Below are 15,354 nucleotides of genomic sequence, written 5' to 3' on the forward strand. Positions count from 1 at the left end.
CCTGCGGCGCTCAACCGGGCTGTGCCCTTCATGAGGAAGACTATGACTGTGAAATTCGGAGTTCTCGGCGCAGGTCGCATCGGACAAGTCCACGCCCGCGCCATCGCCTCGGTCCCCGGGGCCACTCTGGTCGCCGTGGCGGACGCGGTCGCGGCAGCGGCACAGGCGCTGCAGGATCAGTACGGCTGCGAAATCCGCAGCATCGAGGCCATCGAACAGGCGGATGACATCGACGCGGTGATCATCTGCACGCCCACCGACACCCATGCCGATCTGATCGAACGCTTCGTGAAGGCCGGCAAGGCCGTGTTCTGCGAAAAGCCCGTCGATCTCGACGTGGCCCGCGCGCGCCAGGTGATCGAAACCGTCGCGGCCCAGAACGGCACCCTGATGGTCGGCTTCCAGCGCCGGTTCGATCCCGATTTCCGGGCGCTCAAGGCCGCCATCGACGAGGGCCGCATCGGCGAGGTCGAGATGGTCACGCTGACCTCGCGCGATCCGGGCGCGCCGCCGCCCGCTTACATCAAAAGCTCCGGCGGCATCTTCCGCGACATGACGATCCACGATTTCGACGTGGCGCGCTGGCTCTTGGGCGAAGAGGTGGAAACCGTGATGGCGCAGGCTTCGGTCCTGACCGACCCCGAGATCGGCAAGCTGGGCGATTACGACAGCCTCAACGTGATCCTGCGCACCGCCAGCGGCAAGCAATGCACCATCACCAACACCCGCCGCGCCACCTATGGCTACGACCAGCGGATCGAGGTGCACGGCTCCAAGGGGTCCGTTTCTGCCATGAACCACCGCGAGGCGAACATCGAGCTGGCCAATGGTGACGGCTACACCAAGCCGCCGCTTCTGAACTTCTTCATGTCGCGCTACACGGCGGCCTATGCGGCCGAGATCTCGGCCTTTGTCGAAGCGGTCGAACAGGGGGCGCCGACGCCGACCACGGGTCTGGACGGGTTGCGCGCGCTCGAGCTGGCCGATGCGGCGCTGCAATCCGCAAAATCCGGTCAGGCCGTTACCTTGGCCACCAACTGAAACGATCCCTGCGCCGGGTCTCGCTTGATCCGTCGCAGCCTTTGACGGGAGCCTCCCCATGACGAAACCCTTGGACGTTATCACGATTGGCCGCGCGGGCGTGGACCTGTATGGCGCGCAGATTGGCGGGCGGCTCGAGGACATGGCGTCCTTCGACAAGTATATCGGGGGGTCTCCGACCAATATCGCCTGCGGGACGGCGCGGTTGGGGCTGAAGTCGGCGCTGATCAGCCGCGTGGGCGACGAGCACATGGGGCGGTTCATCGTCGAGCAGTTGCGGCGCGAGGGGGTCGAGACCAGAGGCGTCAAGACCGATCCCGAGCGGCTGACGGCGCTGGTGATCCTTGGCATCCGCGATCAGGAGCAATTTCCGCTGATCTTCTACCGCGAGAATTGCGCGGATATGGCGCTGTGCGAAGGCGACATCGACCCCGAGTTCATCAAATCCGCGCGCTCGGTCGTGCCCACCGGCACGCACCTGAGCCACGAACGCACCCGCGCCGCCGTGCTCAAGGCGCTGACCATCGCGCGTGAAAACGGGGTGAAGACCGCTTTGGACATCGACTACCGACCGAACCTCTGGGGCGTCTTGGGTCATGGCGACGGCGAAAGTCGCTTTGCCGAAAGCGCCGAGGTGACGGCGCAGTTGCAATCGACGCTGCACCTATTCGACCTGATCGTCGGCACTGAGGAGGAATTCCACATCGCGGGCGGCTCGACCGACACCATCGCCGCCCTGCGCGCCGTGCGGGCCGTGTCGGGGGCGGCGCTGGTCTGCAAGCGCGGGCCGATGGGGGCCGTGGCCTTTGAAGGGGATATTCCGGACTCGCTGGACGATGGCCAGACCGGCCCCGGCTTCCCGATCGAGGTGTTCAACGTGCTGGGCGCGGGCGATGGCTTCATGTCCGGGCTGCTCAAGGGCTGGCTGGATGGCGAGCCCTGGCCCGTTGCGCTGAAATACGCCAATGCCTGCGGGGCGTTTGCCGTGTCGCGGCATGGCTGCACCCCGGCGTACCCGTCATGGGATGAACTTCAGTTCTTCTTCGAGCGCGGCATCATCCAGCCCGACCTGCGCAACGACGCAGAGCTGGAGCAGGTCCATTGGGCCACCAACCGCCATACGCGCCCCGGCGCGCAGGCGGAGGTGCTGCGGACCTTTGCCTTTGACCACCGGATGCAGCTGGAGGAGATGGCGGGCTATACGCCCGACAAGGGCGCGACCTTCAAGGAGCTGTGCCTCGACGCGGCGCTGAAGGTGCGGAACGGCCAGCCCGGCTATGGGATCCTGTGCGACAACCGCATCGGGCGGTCTGCGCTGCACCGCGCCAGCGGCTCGGGCCTGTGGATCGGGCGCCCGACCGAGGATCCGGGCTCGCGCCCGATCCAGTTCGAAAAGGACCTTGGCATCGACTTTGGCCGGTTCCGGGAGTGGGCGGTCGAGGACGTGGTCAAGCTGCTGGTCTTCTGCCACCCGGACGACGATGCGACCACGCGCGCGCTGCAAGAGGAACGCGTCCTGCGCCTCTTCACCGCCGCGCGGCGGGCCGGGCTGGAATTCCTGCTGGAGGTGATCCCGTCGAAGGTCGCGCCCGTCGATGACACCACCACGGCCACGCTGATCCAGCAGTTCTACGATGCGGGGGTCTACCCCGACTGGTGGAAACTGGAGCCGTTCAAGACCGACGCCGCCTGGCAGAACGCCGTGGATGCGATCACCCGCAACGACCCGCGCACGCGGGGCATCGTGGTGCTGGGCCTCGATGCGCCCGAGGATGAACTGGCGGCTTCGTTCCAGCTGGCGGCCAAGCAGCCGCTGGTCAAGGGCTTTGCCGTCGGCCGCACGATCTTTGGCGATGCGGCCCGCGCCTGGATGCAGGGCGAGATGAGCGACGCGGACGCGGTCGGGATGATGGCCAGGCGGTTTTCCCACCTGTGCGAAGTCTGGGACACGGCCCGCGCCGGTGCCCTGCAAGCTGCCGAATAAAGGGCTGGTGACATGACACAAACGATCCGACTGACCGCCGCGCAGGCCATGGTGCGTTACCTTGCGGCGCAAAGGACCGAAACCGGCGAGCGCTTCATCGACGGTGTCTGGGCGATCTTCGGCCATGGCAACGTGGCCGGCCTCGGCGAAGCGCTGCATGACGCGGGCGATGCGCTGCCGACCTGGCGCGGCCAGAACGAACAGACCATGGCACATGCGGCGATTGCCTTTGCCAAGGCGTCCAGGCGGACGCGCGCCATGGCAGTGACCTCGAGCATCGGGCCGGGCGCGACCAACATGGTGACGGCGGCGGCGCTGGCGCATGTGAACCGCATTCCGCTGCTCTTGATCCCCGGCGACGTGTTCGCCAATCGCCGCCCCGATCCGGTGCTGCAGCAGGTCGAGGATTTTGACGATGGCACGGTCTCGGCGAATGACTGTTTCCGGCCCGTCAGCCGGTACTTTGACCGGATCACCCGGCCCGAACACCTGCTGACCTGCCTGCCGCGTGCGATGGCGGTGATGACCGATCCGGCCAATTGCGGCCCCGTCACGCTGTCCTTCTGTCAGGATGTGCAGGCCGAGGCGCATGACTATCCGCACGCCTTCTTTGAGCCGCGCGTCTGGCGCATCCGTCGCCCGGAGCCGGATGCGGGCGAACTGGCCGAGGTCGTTGACCTGATCAAGGCGGCGAAGAACCCGGTCATCGTCTGCGGAGGCGGGGTGATCTACTCTCGGGCCGAAGACGTGCTGGGCGACTTCGCCACGCGCCACAACATCCCCTTCGTGGAAACCCAGGCGGGCAAGTCGGCGCTGGCGCAGGCGCACCCGATGAACTTTGGCGCCTCGGGTGTCGATGGCTCGGCGGCGGCGAACGCGGTGTCCGAGACCGCCGACCTGGTGATCGGGGTCGGCACGCGGTTCCAGGACTTCACCACCGGGTCCTGGGCCTTGTTCAAGAACCCCGCGCGGCGGTTGGTCTCGATCAACGTGGCGGCTTATGACGCCGTCAAACACGGCGCGGTGCCGATGGTGGCCGACGCGAAAGTGGCGCTGAACAAGATCAGCGCCGCCCTGGGCGACCATGCGGCAAGCGCCCCGGACGCCAGGCTGCGCGCCGAGTGGCTGGACGCCGTCACCGCCCATTGTCAGCCCCGCACGGGCGGCGAAGGCTATCGCCCGCTCGATGCCGAGGTGATCGGTGCCGTCCAGCGCGCGACCGGCGAGGATGCCGTGGCGATGTGCGCCGCCGGCACGATGCCCGGTGCGCTCAAGCTGCTGTGGCAAGCCAGCCAGGGCGGCTATCACATGGAATACGGCTTCAGCTGCATGGGCTACGAGATCGCCGGCGCGATGGGCCTGAAACTGGCGTCTCCCGAACGCGAGGTGATCTGCTTTGTGGGTGACGGCAGCTACATGATGGCGAACAGCGAGTTGGCCACGGCGGTGATGCGCCGCGTGCCCTTCACCGTCGTGCTGACCGACAACCGGGGCTACGGCTGCATCAACCGCCTGCAAACCCTGGTCTGCGGCGGGCCGTCCTTCAACAACCTCTACGAGACCTGCAATGTGCAGGACCAGCCGCAGATCGACTATGTCGCCCACGCCGCCAGCATGGGGGCCCATGCGGTCAAGGCCGCCGACATCGCGGCTTTGGAAACCGAGATTGCAAACGCCCGTGGCCGCACCATCCCCACCGTGATCGTGATCGAGACCAACCCGGCCGAGGGACCCGGATTTGGCGCGGCAGGCCACTGGTGGGACGTGGCGGTGCCCGCGGTCAGCGACCATGACGGCGTGAACAAGGCCTATGCGGCCTACCTGGACGGTATGACGAAGCAACGGCTGGTCAACTGACCGCCTTTTGGGAAAGACACTGATATGAGCGTGAAGATCGGGATCTCGCTGATCGCCTGGCAGAACGACGACCTGCCTGACCTGACCGCCGCCTTCACCACGACAGGCGCGATGGAGGATGCGGGGAAGGTCGGCTATCAGGGGGTCGAGCGCGGCCGCCGCATGCCCGCCGATACCGAGGGCTTGCGGGCCTATCTGGACCGCTATGGCGTGTCGCTGTGCGGCGGCTGGTGTTCAGGCAACCTGATGGTCAACGATCTGGCGACCGAACAAGACGCGATCCGCCAGCAGGTCGACCAGTTCGCCGCGCTGAACGCGCCCTGCATCGTCTACGCCGAGTGTTCGAACACCATTCAGGGGGCCATCGACACGCCCGTGTCGCGCCGTCCCAAGCTGAGCCGTGACGAGGTCAGGACCTATGCCGCCAAACTGTCCGAGCTGGCGAAGTGGTCGGCGGATCGCGGCACGCCCTTGGCCTATCACCACCACATGGGCGCGATGGTTCAGGATGCCGAGGATATCGACTGGCTGATGGAGGGCTCGACCCCCGATCTGCACCTGCTTTACGACACCGGGCATTTGCATTTTGCCGGGGCCGATCCCTTGGCCGTGCTGGACAGATGGGGCCACCGGGTAAAGCATGTCCACTTCAAGGACGTGCGCCAGCCGGTGCTGGACTGGGTCCATGCGCAGGACGAGAGCTTTCTGGATGGCGTGGCGGCGGGGGTCTATTCCGTGCCGGGCGACCCCGAAGGCTGCATCGACTTCCAGGCGATCACCGACCGTCTGGCCCAGATGGACTACACCGGCTGGATCGTCGTCGAGGCCGAGCAGGACCCGGCCAAGGCCCCGCCCTACGAGTATTCCAAGCTGGGTTATGATCACATCCTGGATATCTGCGCCAAGTCCGGCCTGACCGTGGCGCGCTGAGATGTTCGACCTGCGCCACCCCTTCTTCAATCCGATCTGGCGCCGCATCCTGACGGTGGTCCTGGCGCTTGGATGGGCCGTGGTCGAACTCCTGACCGGCAGCCCGGGATGGGCTTTGATGTTCGGCGCGGTCGGGGCCTGGGCAGGCTATGTCCTGCTGCTGACCTGGGTGCCGGTCACCGATAAGAGGACTTCTGATGACTGATCTGCTGCGTAAACCCTTTGGCACCCATGGCAAGGTGCATGAGATCACGCCGCAATCGGCGGGCTGGCGCTATGTCGGCTTCTCGCTGTACCGCCTGCGCGCGGGCGAAACCGTGGCCGAGGCGACAGGCGACCGCGAGGTGATCCTTGTCATGGTCGAGGGCAAGGCACGCGTCACCGGCGCGGGGCAGGATTGGGGCGAGTTGGGCGCGCGGATGGATGTCTTCGAAAAGACGCCGCCGCATTGCCTGTATCTGCCGAACGGGTGCGACTGGACGGCGGAGTCCACGACCGATTGCGTGATCGCGGTGTGCAGCGCGCCGGGGCAGGGCGGGCATGCGGCGCGGCGCATCGGCCCCGACGGGATCACCCTGACGGAACGCGGCAAGGGCGCCAACACGCGATATATCAACAACATCGCCATGGAGAACGAGGATTATTGCGACAGCCTGCTGGTGACCGAGGTCTTTACCCCCGCGGGCCACTGGTCTTCCTATCCGTCACATCGCCACGACGAGGACGACTACCCCCGGATCACCTACCTCGAGGAAACCTATTACCACCGGCTGAACCCGGCCTCGGGCTTTGGCATCCAGCGCGTCTATACCGACGACCTGCAACTGAACGAAACCATGGCCGTCGCTGATGGCGACGTGGTACTGGTGCCGCGCGGGCACCATCCCTGCGGTGCGCCCTACGGGTTCGAGATGTACTACCTCAACGTCATGGCCGGGCCGCTGCGGAAGTGGCGCTTTGTGCCGGCACCAGAGGTCGAGTGGATCATGGAACGGGACGCATAGGCGGTTCGACACGGGGGAAGCGGTCTCCGAAAGGAGCCTCCGGAAATGCGGCGGACGGGTCGGCATGACGCGCCAGGTCATTGTCGGCGCGGGCCCGCGTGGTGTGCCCGATCGCGCGCAGCGAGGCGACGTCACCCTGATGGGCGATGAACGGTAATGGCCCCATGCGCGGGCTGTGTTGCACGCGGCGGTGATGGCCGAGGTCCCCATTCCACGGATCGGCTCATCCGACCGCTTCCGCGACAGCTCTGCCAAGCGCGGTGGAGCCGTCGGCCAAGGGCGATGCGGACCAGGCCCTCGCCGCCCCGACGGTCCAAGTCAGGCGCTGGCCCGGCGGTTTCACGCGGTGCATCTTTGTCCCGGCCCGGCTCCGGTTGTGAGCCGCTCTTTCGTCGCCACAGGGCACGGCCAATGGTTTCGGATGTCCGCTGGATTTCGATACCGTGCACCAGCATCGGCGGTGACTGTTTTCCATGGTGTGGCTGTCTTGCGGGGCGGGTCACGGCATGAGCGCCGCGAGCGTCGATGGCTTGGTTGTGATTGCGCGTGTCGCAAGCACCGTTCGGCGTGACGCGACCCGGTTCCTGATCCGCAGGGATCAGGCCGATCAGATCGGGCAGAACCGGGGCCTTGCCGGCCCGGCGCCCGGTGGTCCCCCCTCTCGGCGGATTCTCTTTGCAATTCGCCTGCCGGAGAATGGATGGCTCTGATCTCGAGTGATTTCTCGTCGATCCCGAGGCGGATCTTGCGCCTGACGCGCCGTTTGGGGCCTTCACGCCTGCGTGCGCGCCACGCGTCTTCGCCCTCGATGGCCGACTGTCGGGGAGTCGAGGCACGGGGCTTTCGGTCCACGACGGGGGATGTTGGCGGCCAGGGTCTTCTGACGGGGGGACAGGCCGGCGAAGGCGGGCACCGTCCAGTCCAGACCAACCAGCCGCGGCAGGCTCTCGACAAGACCGGTCGTCTGCCGGGTCGTCATTATCGCTCGGGCCAGTGGCGCGATCCCTTTCGGCCGTGTTGAACAGACCCCGCACCGCCAGACAGGTCTGGATGGCGTCATCATCATGGGTCTGCTGGCGGCCACGCCGGCCGGCAAGGCATCCCGGCGCGTTTCTCGGGCCGGGATCGGATCGTCAGCGAACCGCGACGCTCTGGCGTTTCGTCATGGGCGGCCAAGTTCCTGGTCTTGTTGGTCGTTGGTGTCGGTCTGCGGATACATGCCAGCGACCGCTCTGGAGTCACGAGATGAAACCCTTGCAGGCTTTGTGCATCAGAGCCCCTTGCCCGCCTCACGCGAAACCCGCCTGAAACCACCTGTCGACATAAGTTCATCTTATCAAAGGCTTAAAGAAAATTTCCAGAAAACCCTCCAGGGGCGCAACATACCAGTTGAATTGTAAACAAGTTGCTATTTAAACTAACCTTTGCAACAGGAGATGACAGGGAGGGTCAGTTGCACAGGGGTCGAAGCGGCGCATGCGCCCGGCAGCGGAACGCGAAATCAGCGGTTGGTGTAGTCGACGTCGAGCTTGTCCACCAGGGCGAGGTTCTCGTGCAGACGCGCCATGAAACGGAAGAGTTGGTCGGTCTCCGCTTGGCTGAAACCGGTCAGCATCGCCGCCTCACGCTCCAGGGCGACCTTCATGATTCGGTCATGCATCTCGGCCCCCGCCGGGGTGAGCCACATGCGGCGCTGACCATCCACGAGACGTTCGGTCAGCATCCCGCGCTCCTCGAGGCTGCGGGCCGAGCGGCTGACCAGCGACTTGTTCATCGACACCATTTCACAGACCCGCTGCGCACGGATGCCGGGTTCGTTGCGCAGGGACGACAGCATGCGCCATTCGTTCAGTCCGACACCGAATTCGGCGCGGAACACCTTGGACGCGCCCCAGGAAAACGCACTGCTGAGCGTCGTGAGGAAATACGGCAGGTAGTGCGCGGCATCCACGCTGCGTCCCGGCTCGTCGATAATCTCATCCGTCATGCGATAGGTCCTGTCAGGCGATCGCACTTGAATATCCACGCCAAAACAATTTTGCAAACCGGGGCTCTGTCCGCATGAAGAAACTCATCAACGACGTCTCCTCCGTGGTTGCGGATGCACTGGAAGGCACCGTTCGCGCCGCGGATGGCCTGCGCCTGATCGAGGGCACCACCATCGTCGTGCGCGACGATTTCGAGGCCCTGCGCGCCGCCGGCAAGGTCGCGCTGATCTCGGGTGGCGGGTCCGGGCACGAGCCGGCCCATGCGGGCTATGTCGGCCAGGGCATGCTGACGGCCGCCGTGGCAGGCGACGTATTTGCCTCGCCTTCGACCGATGCCGTGCTGACCGCCATCCGCACGGTCGGCGGGCCGGGCGGCGCGCTGCTGATCGTCAAGAATTACACCGGCGACCGGCTCAACTTCGGCCTCGCGGCCGAGATTGCCCGGGCCGAAGGGCTGGACGTCGCGGTGATGATCGTCGACGAGGACGCGGCCCTGGGATCGGCGGAAAAGACCGCCGGGCGGCGGGGCACGGCCGGCACGGTGCTGATCCACAAGATCGCGGGGGACGCGGCCGAACGGGGCCTGCCGCTGGCCGAGGTCAAGGCCCTGGCCGAGGCGGCCGTGGCGGACACCGCGTCGATGTCGGTGGCGCTGTCGCCCTGCATCGTGCCCGCAGCCGGCAGCCCGAACTTCGAACTGGGCTATGACGAGATCGAGCTGGGCCTCGGCATCCATGGCGAGGCCGGGTCGGACCGCGTCGCCATCCGCCCCGCCGCCGAGCTTGCCGAGACGCTGATCGGGCGCATCGCCGAGGATCGTGGGATGACAGCGGGCGAAACGGTGGCTCTGTTCGTCAACAACCTCGGGGCGACACCGCCGATGGAACTGGCGATCATGGCGCGCGATGCGATCCGTGCCTGCGAGGCGCGCGGCCTGACCGTGGCGCGCATCTGGTCGGGGACTTTCCTGACCGCGATCGACATGGCCGGCGTTTCGCTGTCCCTCATGCGTCTCGACCCCGAGAGAACGCGGGCGCTCGACGCGCCGACACGGGCGCCCGCCTGGATGATCCCCGGTCAAGGTGCCCATGTCACCGACAAGGTCCCCGCGCCGCCTCATCAGGCCGTCGCGCCTGCGGCCGGCGCGGGAAACCCCGCCATGCTTGCCGCCGTTGCGGCCGCGGCCCGCGCGATCATCGCCGCCGAGCCGGGCCTCACGCGGCTTGACCAGATCACCGGGGACGGCGACATCGGCCGCTCGCTCGCCGGTGGGGCCGAGGCGATTCTCGCCACCGAAGCGACCCTGGCCGGGCTCGACGGGGCCGACTTCTGGCGCCATGTCGCCGCCACGGTCCGCGCCGCGACCGGCGGCACCTCGGGGCCGCTCTATGCGATCCTGGCGCTTGGCGCGTCTCATGCCCTGACCACCGACCGCGAGGCTGGCGAAGCCCTGGCCGCCGCCTTTGCCGCGGGCGTCGCATCGGTCACGGAGCTGGGCGGGGCCGCCCCGGGCGACCGCACCATGGTCGATGCGCTGATCCCGGCACGCGATGCGATGGCCACACCGGCGCCCCCTGCCGAGCGTCTCGCGCTGGCCGCGAAGGCGGCGCGCGCGGGCGCGGAAGCCACGGCCGACATGTCCCCGCGCCGCGGGCGCTCCAGCTACATCGGCGACCGCGTCCTGGGCCATCCCGACCCGGGCGCCGTCGCGGTTGCCACATGGCTCGAAGCCGCGTCAGACGCGCTGAACTCCTTGAACAAAGGATAGAAGATGACCACCGTAAATCTTGACCGACCGGTGCTGGACGTCGACCCGTTCAGCGATGCCGCCCTGAACGACCCGGATCCGATCGACCGCGCGATCCGCGAGGCCGGGCCGATCGTCTGGATCCCGAAATACGGGTTCTGGGCCTCGGGCCGCGACGCGCAGGTGCGCGAGATCTTCCAGGACTGGGAGACCTTCTCGTCCTCCTTCGGCACCGGGCTGACCAACGTCAAGCGCGACGAGCCGTGGCGCAAGCCCTCGGTGATCCTCGAAGCAGATCCGCCGATCCACACGCCGAACCGCAAGGTTCTGACCCGCGTGCTGTCGCTCAAGGCCCTGCGCCAGTTGGAGGAGACGTTCCGCGTCACCGCCGAGGCCATGGTCGACGCGCTCGTGGCCAAGGGGAGCTTCGACGCCTCGGCCGACCTGGCCTTTGCCTTCCCGTTCAAGGTGCTGCCGGACAGCGTGGGGATGCGCAAGGAAGGGCGGGAACACCTGATGCCCTATTCGACGCTCAATTTCAACGCGATGGGGCCGCGCAACGACCGCTACCACGCGGCCCGCAAGATCGTGGAGGAGATGGGCACCTTTGCCTATGTCGATGCACAGATGGCGCGCGAGAACCTCCAACCGGGCGGGTTCGGGCAGGAGATCTACGCCGCCGCCGATGCGGGCGAGATTTCCCAGGAGGACGCGGGCATGCTGGTGCGCGCCTTCATCTCGGCCGGGATCGACACGACCATGCTGGGGATCGGCCTGACGATCCACGCGCTGATCGAGCGGCCCGAGCAATGGGCGCTGCTGCACGACGACCCCTCGCTTGCCAAGTTCGCCTTCGACGAAGCACTGCGCTTTTCGCCTTCGAGCCCGATCATCGGCCGCACGACGGCCGGGGCGACCGAATTCGCCGGCGTCCAGCTTGGGGCGGAAGAGAAAGTCATGACCTTCCTTGGCGCCGCGAACCGCGACCCGGATCGCTGGGACCGTGCCGAGGAATTCGACATCCTGCGCAAGCCCGTCGGCCATCTGGCCTTCGGCTACGGGATCCACGCCTGCGTCGGCCAGATGGTCGCGCGGCTGGAGGCGACCGCCGTGCTCACGGCGCTCGCCGAACGGGTCAGGACCATCGCGTATGACGGGCCGCCGGAACGGTTCATCAACAACTGGCTGCGGGGCTACACCGCGCAGCCGGTGAAAGTAACTGCCGCCTGACCCTGGCCGGCAGCATCATCAACTGGGAGGAAGACATGAAACATACGATCATCCTTGGCGCGACCCTTGGCGCCGCATTGGCAAGCGCGGCATGTGCCGAAGACTTCATCTACGGCTCCTGGCCGCCAGCTTCGGACTATCTGAACACCGACACGCTGCCCGGCGCCTTCGACATCATCTCGAAGGAGACCGGTGGCGACGTGACCTGGGAGCTGATCGCGGGCGGCCAGCTTGCGGATCCGCGCGGAACCCTGGCGCAGGTCGGCGACGACCTGATGCAGGCGGGCCTCGCAATTCCCGTCTACACACCCGGCGCGATGCCCTCGCTCACGCTGCTCTACTCGGTTGTTGTTCCGGGCGACGATCCGGTGGCGACCGCGGGCGCCGCGGCCGAAGTGGTGTTCCTCGGCTGCCCCGCGTGCCTTGAAGAGGCCAAGGACAACAACGTGCTGCCCCTTGGCGGCTTCGCCTCGGCCTCTTACCGGCTGATGTGCACCTCTCCGGTCGCCTCGCTGGCCGACATGGAAGGCAAGCGCATCCGCGCCACGGGCGGATACGGCGAGATTGCCGCGATGGGCGGGGCGACCCCGACCTCGGTCACCCTGCCGGAAGCGGTCGGTCTGCTGCAAAAGGGCGGTCTCGATTGCCTCATGGCGTCGCGTGAATGGCTCAAGACCTTCGGCTATGGCGAATATGCCAAGTTCGTGACCGACCTGCCGCTCGGCACCACCGCCCCGGCGCTTGGCTTCGTGATGAACTACGACGCCTATGAAGGGCTGTCGACCGAGGCCAAGATCGCCCACCTGCGGGCCTCGGCCTATGCTTCGGCCAAGCATACGATCGGCAACTACGTCCTCAAGGACGAGGAAACCTTTCAGGCGCAGGTCGCCGACAACGGCGTGTCCTATGTCACGCCCAGCGAAGAGTTGGTCACGCTTGTCAACGGGTTCGCTGAGGTCGACCGCGCGCGGCTGATCGAGAACGGCAAGCAGTTGGGCGTCGCCGACCCCGCCGCCCTGATGGATGCCTATTTCGCGGCCTTCGAGAAGTGGACCGCGATCTCGGCAGAGGTCGGCACCGACGTGGACGCCTTTACCCAGAAGCTGTGGGACGAAGTCTACTCCAAGCTCGATCCCGAAGCGCTCTGATCTGACTGATGGCGTGGCGCCCCGGCGCCACGCCCGACCCAAGGCCCCTGGAGGAGCGCGACCGCCATGCGGCAATTCCATTTCATCGTCACCAAGATGGCGGACGCGCTGTTCGCCGTCTCCCTCGTCTTCGGCTTTCTCATGATGGCGCATGTCACGGCGGATGTCGTCGCACGCACGGTCTTCAACGCGCCCCTGCCCGGCACCGGCGAGATCTCGGCCTCGTGGTACATGGTCGCCGTGGCCTTCCTGCCGCTGGGCTATGTCACCCTGCGCGACCAGCACGTGACCGCCGACATCTTCGTGTCCCGCATGTCGCCCGGGCGCCAGGCGATGGTCGAGGTCCTGACCGACCTTCTGTCGATGGCCTACCTCACGGCCTTTGTCTGGCAGACCTGGGAGTCCGCGATGAAGAACACGAAGCGCGGCGAAGTCTGGGAGATCCTCGGCGGCTACCTTCCGATCTGGCCGGTGCGCTGGTTCCTTCCGGCAGCCGGGGTGGTCATGCTGCTCGCCTTTCTATCGCGCCTCTTGTCGCGCGCCACCGAACGCAACCTCCAGACCCGGAACTGAGACATGGACACGATCTACTTCGGTCTCTCGACGCTTGCGATCCTGCTGTTCCTGATCGGAATGCGCGTGCCCATCGGCGTGGCGCTCGGCGTCGTGTCGATCCTCGGCCTTGCCTATGTGCGCAACTTCAAGATCGCCTTCTCGATCCTGCGCGAGACCCCGTTCACCTTTGCGGCCAACTGGGATCTGACGGCGATTCCGATGTTCCTTTTGATGGGCGCCATCGCGAACCAGTCCGGCATTTCCTCGGCCCTGTTCCGCGCCGCCCGCCTGTGGTTTTCTGCGCTGCCCGGCGGGTTGGCCGTCGCCGCGAACATGGCAAGCGCGGGCTTTGCCGCGGCCTGCGGCTCGTCGCTCGCCTCGGCGGCGGCGATGGGGCGGCTGGCCATTCCCGAGATGCTGCGCGCAGGCTACGACAAGGGCCTTGCCACCGGGGTCGTCGCCTCGGCGGGCACGCTCTCGGCGCTGATCCCGCCCTCGATCCTTCTGGTGCTCTACGGCGTCTTTGCCGAGACGTCGATTTCCGCCCTGCTCATCGCGGGGGTGATCCCCGGCATTCTCACGGCCCTGGCCTATGTCGTGATGATCATCATCCGGTGCAAGCTGAACCCGTCGCTGGCCCCGCCCATCGAGCAGCAGGAACGCACGACGCTGCGCCGCGACCGGATGCTTGCCCTGCGCGAGACATGGCCGCTGGCCGCGCTGATCCTCGGAATCATCGGCGGGCTTTACTCCGGCATCGTCACCCCGACCGAAGCGGGCGCGGCAGGTGCTGCGCTTGCCCTGTTCATCGCCATCCTCCAGCGGCGCATGGACAGCCGCAAGATGATCGAGGCGCTGAAAGAAGCGATGTCGGTCACGGCACAGATCTTCTTCGTCGGCATGGGCGCTGTCATGTATACCCGGCTCTTGTCGCTCACCGGGGTCTCGGCGCTTCTGGTCGACATGACGGCCGGCTTTGCGGGCGATCCACTGATGATCGTGATCTTGCTTTCGGTGATCTACCTGATCCTCGGCATGTTCCTCGACCCGCTCGGGATCATGCTGATCACCATGCCGGTGTTCCTGCCGGTCATCGATGCACTCGGGCTTGACCTCGTGTGGTTCGGGATCATCGTGGTGAAATACATCGAGATCGGGATGATCACGCCGCCGATGGGGATGAACGTGTTCGTCGTCAAATCGGTCGTCGGAAAGGAGGTCGCGCTGGGCACGATCTTCAGGGGCGTCGGCTGGTTCCTCGTCTGCGAAATCTTCGTGATGGCGCTGTTGCTGTCGGTGCCCGAGATCACGCTTTTCCTGCCGAACCTGATGCAGTGACAATCGCCAGCGCGCGGCGCCACGGCACCCCTCTCGCAGAGAGCATCCGCAAGCCGGGGTGAGGACCCGTTGATTTCAGGGGAAGGGCATGGTTCACCGCGCGACAGCAGAGCGGTGACATGCCCGACCTTGTCCCGCTGAGCGGCGCGCACATGTCGGATGATGGCCCGCGTCCTCCTTGCCTGGGACAAGCGTGTCCCGCGGCCTTCGGGGACGGGGCTGCCACGCGCGGCGTGGCCGCTGCCTGCGTCGCCATCGTCCTTGTTATCTTGCGTGGGCACAGGCGCCGCCGACGGGTCTCGACCGGGATGGCCAAACAAGGGATGGCCAACATGGCTCGCCCCGGTGTCCATCCGTGCGAAGGTTTCGACCCGTATGTAGTGGCGCAGGACCCCGAAGCGGTTTCACCAACAGGCCAGGTGTGCGGTCCGCATGGCCTCTGGTTTCGATCAAGAATTGGTCGATCTCGCGATTTCGACCGGCATTTGCGGCCGCCTTTTCTGAATTTCCTTGCAATGTATACATGTAGGCA

At 66.3% G+C, this 15,354-nt stretch carries 12 protein-coding genes and 1 pseudogene; 11 read left to right on the forward strand and 2 right to left on the reverse strand.

Annotated features, from left to right (window positions below; all coding sequences use genetic code 11):
- The first annotated feature begins 42 nt into the window (after positions 1-42).
- Genes iolG through iolB form a run of 6 tightly spaced genes read left to right on the forward strand, consistent with a single transcriptional unit; the run spans position 43 to position 6,816 of the window.
- The gene (gene iolG / locus MF270_RS18085; protein ID WP_238367282.1) at positions 43-1,041 is read left to right on the forward strand and encodes an inositol 2-dehydrogenase; all 999 of its coding nucleotides are present in this window, start codon (positions 43-45) and stop codon (positions 1,039-1,041) included.
- A 58-nt stretch (positions 1,042-1,099) separates the two neighbouring features.
- Positions 1,100-3,025: a bifunctional 5-dehydro-2-deoxygluconokinase/5-dehydro-2-deoxyphosphogluconate aldolase gene (locus MF270_RS18090; protein WP_238367181.1), complete on the forward strand. Its 1,926-nt coding sequence runs from the start codon at positions 1,100-1,102 to the stop codon at positions 3,023-3,025.
- Between the two features lie 12 nt (positions 3,026-3,037).
- Positions 3,038-4,882 (forward strand): 3D-(3,5/4)-trihydroxycyclohexane-1,2-dione acylhydrolase (decyclizing), encoded by a 1,845-nt coding sequence (gene iolD, locus MF270_RS18095; protein WP_238367182.1) that lies wholly within the window; start codon positions 3,038-3,040, stop codon positions 4,880-4,882.
- Positions 4,883-4,906: 24 nt separating this feature from the next.
- Complete coding sequence (iolE, locus tag MF270_RS18100) at positions 4,907-5,812, forward strand: myo-inosose-2 dehydratase (protein WP_238367183.1); 906 nt, start codon at positions 4,907-4,909, stop codon at positions 5,810-5,812.
- Position 5,813: 1 nt separating this feature from the next.
- Positions 5,814-6,017, forward strand: a complete 204-nt coding sequence (locus MF270_RS18105) for a hypothetical protein (RefSeq protein WP_238367184.1) — start codon at positions 5,814-5,816, stop codon at positions 6,015-6,017.
- A complete protein-coding gene (iolB, locus tag MF270_RS18110; RefSeq protein WP_238367185.1) occupies positions 6,010-6,816 on the forward strand; it encodes a 5-deoxy-glucuronate isomerase in 807 nt (268 codons plus the stop codon). The genes MF270_RS18105 and iolB overlap by 8 nt, the downstream gene beginning before the upstream one ends.
- Positions 6,817-7,039: 223 nt before the next feature.
- Here iolB and MF270_RS18115 read toward each other — a convergent pair.
- A pseudogene (locus MF270_RS18115) lies at positions 7,040-8,031 on the reverse strand (transposase).
- A 286-nt stretch (positions 8,032-8,317) separates the two neighbouring features.
- Positions 8,318-8,803, reverse strand: coding sequence for a MarR family winged helix-turn-helix transcriptional regulator (locus tag MF270_RS18120; RefSeq protein WP_238367186.1), 486 nt, complete (start codon positions 8,801-8,803; stop codon positions 8,318-8,320).
- 74 nt (positions 8,804-8,877) lie between these two features.
- Here MF270_RS18120 and MF270_RS18125 point away from each other — a divergent pair, with 74 nt between their 5' ends.
- From MF270_RS18125 to MF270_RS18145, 5 genes are all read left to right on the forward strand, one after another.
- Positions 8,878-10,572 (forward strand): dihydroxyacetone kinase family protein, encoded by a 1,695-nt coding sequence (locus MF270_RS18125; RefSeq protein WP_238367187.1) that lies wholly within the window; start codon positions 8,878-8,880, stop codon positions 10,570-10,572.
- 3 nt (positions 10,573-10,575) lie between these two features.
- Positions 10,576-11,781, forward strand: a complete 1,206-nt coding sequence (locus MF270_RS18130) for a cytochrome P450 (RefSeq protein ID WP_238367188.1) — start codon at positions 10,576-10,578, stop codon at positions 11,779-11,781.
- Between the two features lie 35 nt (positions 11,782-11,816).
- Entirely contained in the window at positions 11,817-12,929 is a 1,113-nt protein-coding gene (locus tag MF270_RS18135) for a type 2 periplasmic-binding domain-containing protein (RefSeq protein ID WP_238367189.1), read from the forward strand.
- A gap of 66 nt (positions 12,930-12,995) precedes the next feature.
- Positions 12,996-13,502, forward strand: coding sequence for a TRAP transporter small permease subunit (locus MF270_RS18140; RefSeq protein ID WP_238367190.1), 507 nt, complete (start codon positions 12,996-12,998; stop codon positions 13,500-13,502).
- 3 nt (positions 13,503-13,505) lie between these two features.
- Positions 13,506-14,822 (forward strand): TRAP transporter large permease, encoded by a 1,317-nt coding sequence (locus MF270_RS18145; RefSeq protein WP_238367191.1) that lies wholly within the window; start codon positions 13,506-13,508, stop codon positions 14,820-14,822.
- The last annotated feature ends 532 nt before the right edge of the window (positions 14,823-15,354 follow it).

The sequence above is a fragment of the Mesobacterium pallidum genome (genome assembly GCF_019966535.1).
Lineage (GTDB): Bacteria > Pseudomonadota > Alphaproteobacteria > Rhodobacterales > Rhodobacteraceae > Mesobacterium > Mesobacterium pallidum.

Bases quoted from the DNA above. Each gene is read 5' to 3' on its own strand.
- iolG (WP_238367282.1), top strand. From the start codon at position 43: ATGACTGTGAAATTCGGAGTTCTCGGCGCAGGTCGCATCGGACAAGTC.
- MF270_RS18090 (WP_238367181.1), top strand. From the start codon at position 1,100: ATGACGAAACCCTTGGACGTTATCACGATTGGCCGCGCGGGCGTGGAC.
- iolD (WP_238367182.1), top strand. From the start codon at position 3,038: ATGACACAAACGATCCGACTGACCGCCGCGCAGGCCATGGTGCGTTAC.
- iolE (WP_238367183.1), top strand. From the start codon at position 4,907: ATGAGCGTGAAGATCGGGATCTCGCTGATCGCCTGGCAGAACGACGAC.
- MF270_RS18105 (WP_238367184.1), top strand. From the start codon at position 5,814: ATGTTCGACCTGCGCCACCCCTTCTTCAATCCGATCTGGCGCCGCATC.
- iolB (WP_238367185.1), top strand. From the start codon at position 6,010: ATGACTGATCTGCTGCGTAAACCCTTTGGCACCCATGGCAAGGTGCAT.
- MF270_RS18120 (WP_238367186.1), bottom strand. From the start codon at position 8,803: ATGACGGATGAGATTATCGACGAGCCGGGACGCAGCGTGGATGCCGCG.
- MF270_RS18125 (WP_238367187.1), top strand. From the start codon at position 8,878: ATGAAGAAACTCATCAACGACGTCTCCTCCGTGGTTGCGGATGCACTG.
- MF270_RS18130 (WP_238367188.1), top strand. From the start codon at position 10,576: ATGACCACCGTAAATCTTGACCGACCGGTGCTGGACGTCGACCCGTTC.
- MF270_RS18135 (WP_238367189.1), top strand. From the start codon at position 11,817: ATGAAACATACGATCATCCTTGGCGCGACCCTTGGCGCCGCATTGGCA.
- MF270_RS18140 (WP_238367190.1), top strand. From the start codon at position 12,996: ATGCGGCAATTCCATTTCATCGTCACCAAGATGGCGGACGCGCTGTTC.
- MF270_RS18145 (WP_238367191.1), top strand. From the start codon at position 13,506: ATGGACACGATCTACTTCGGTCTCTCGACGCTTGCGATCCTGCTGTTC.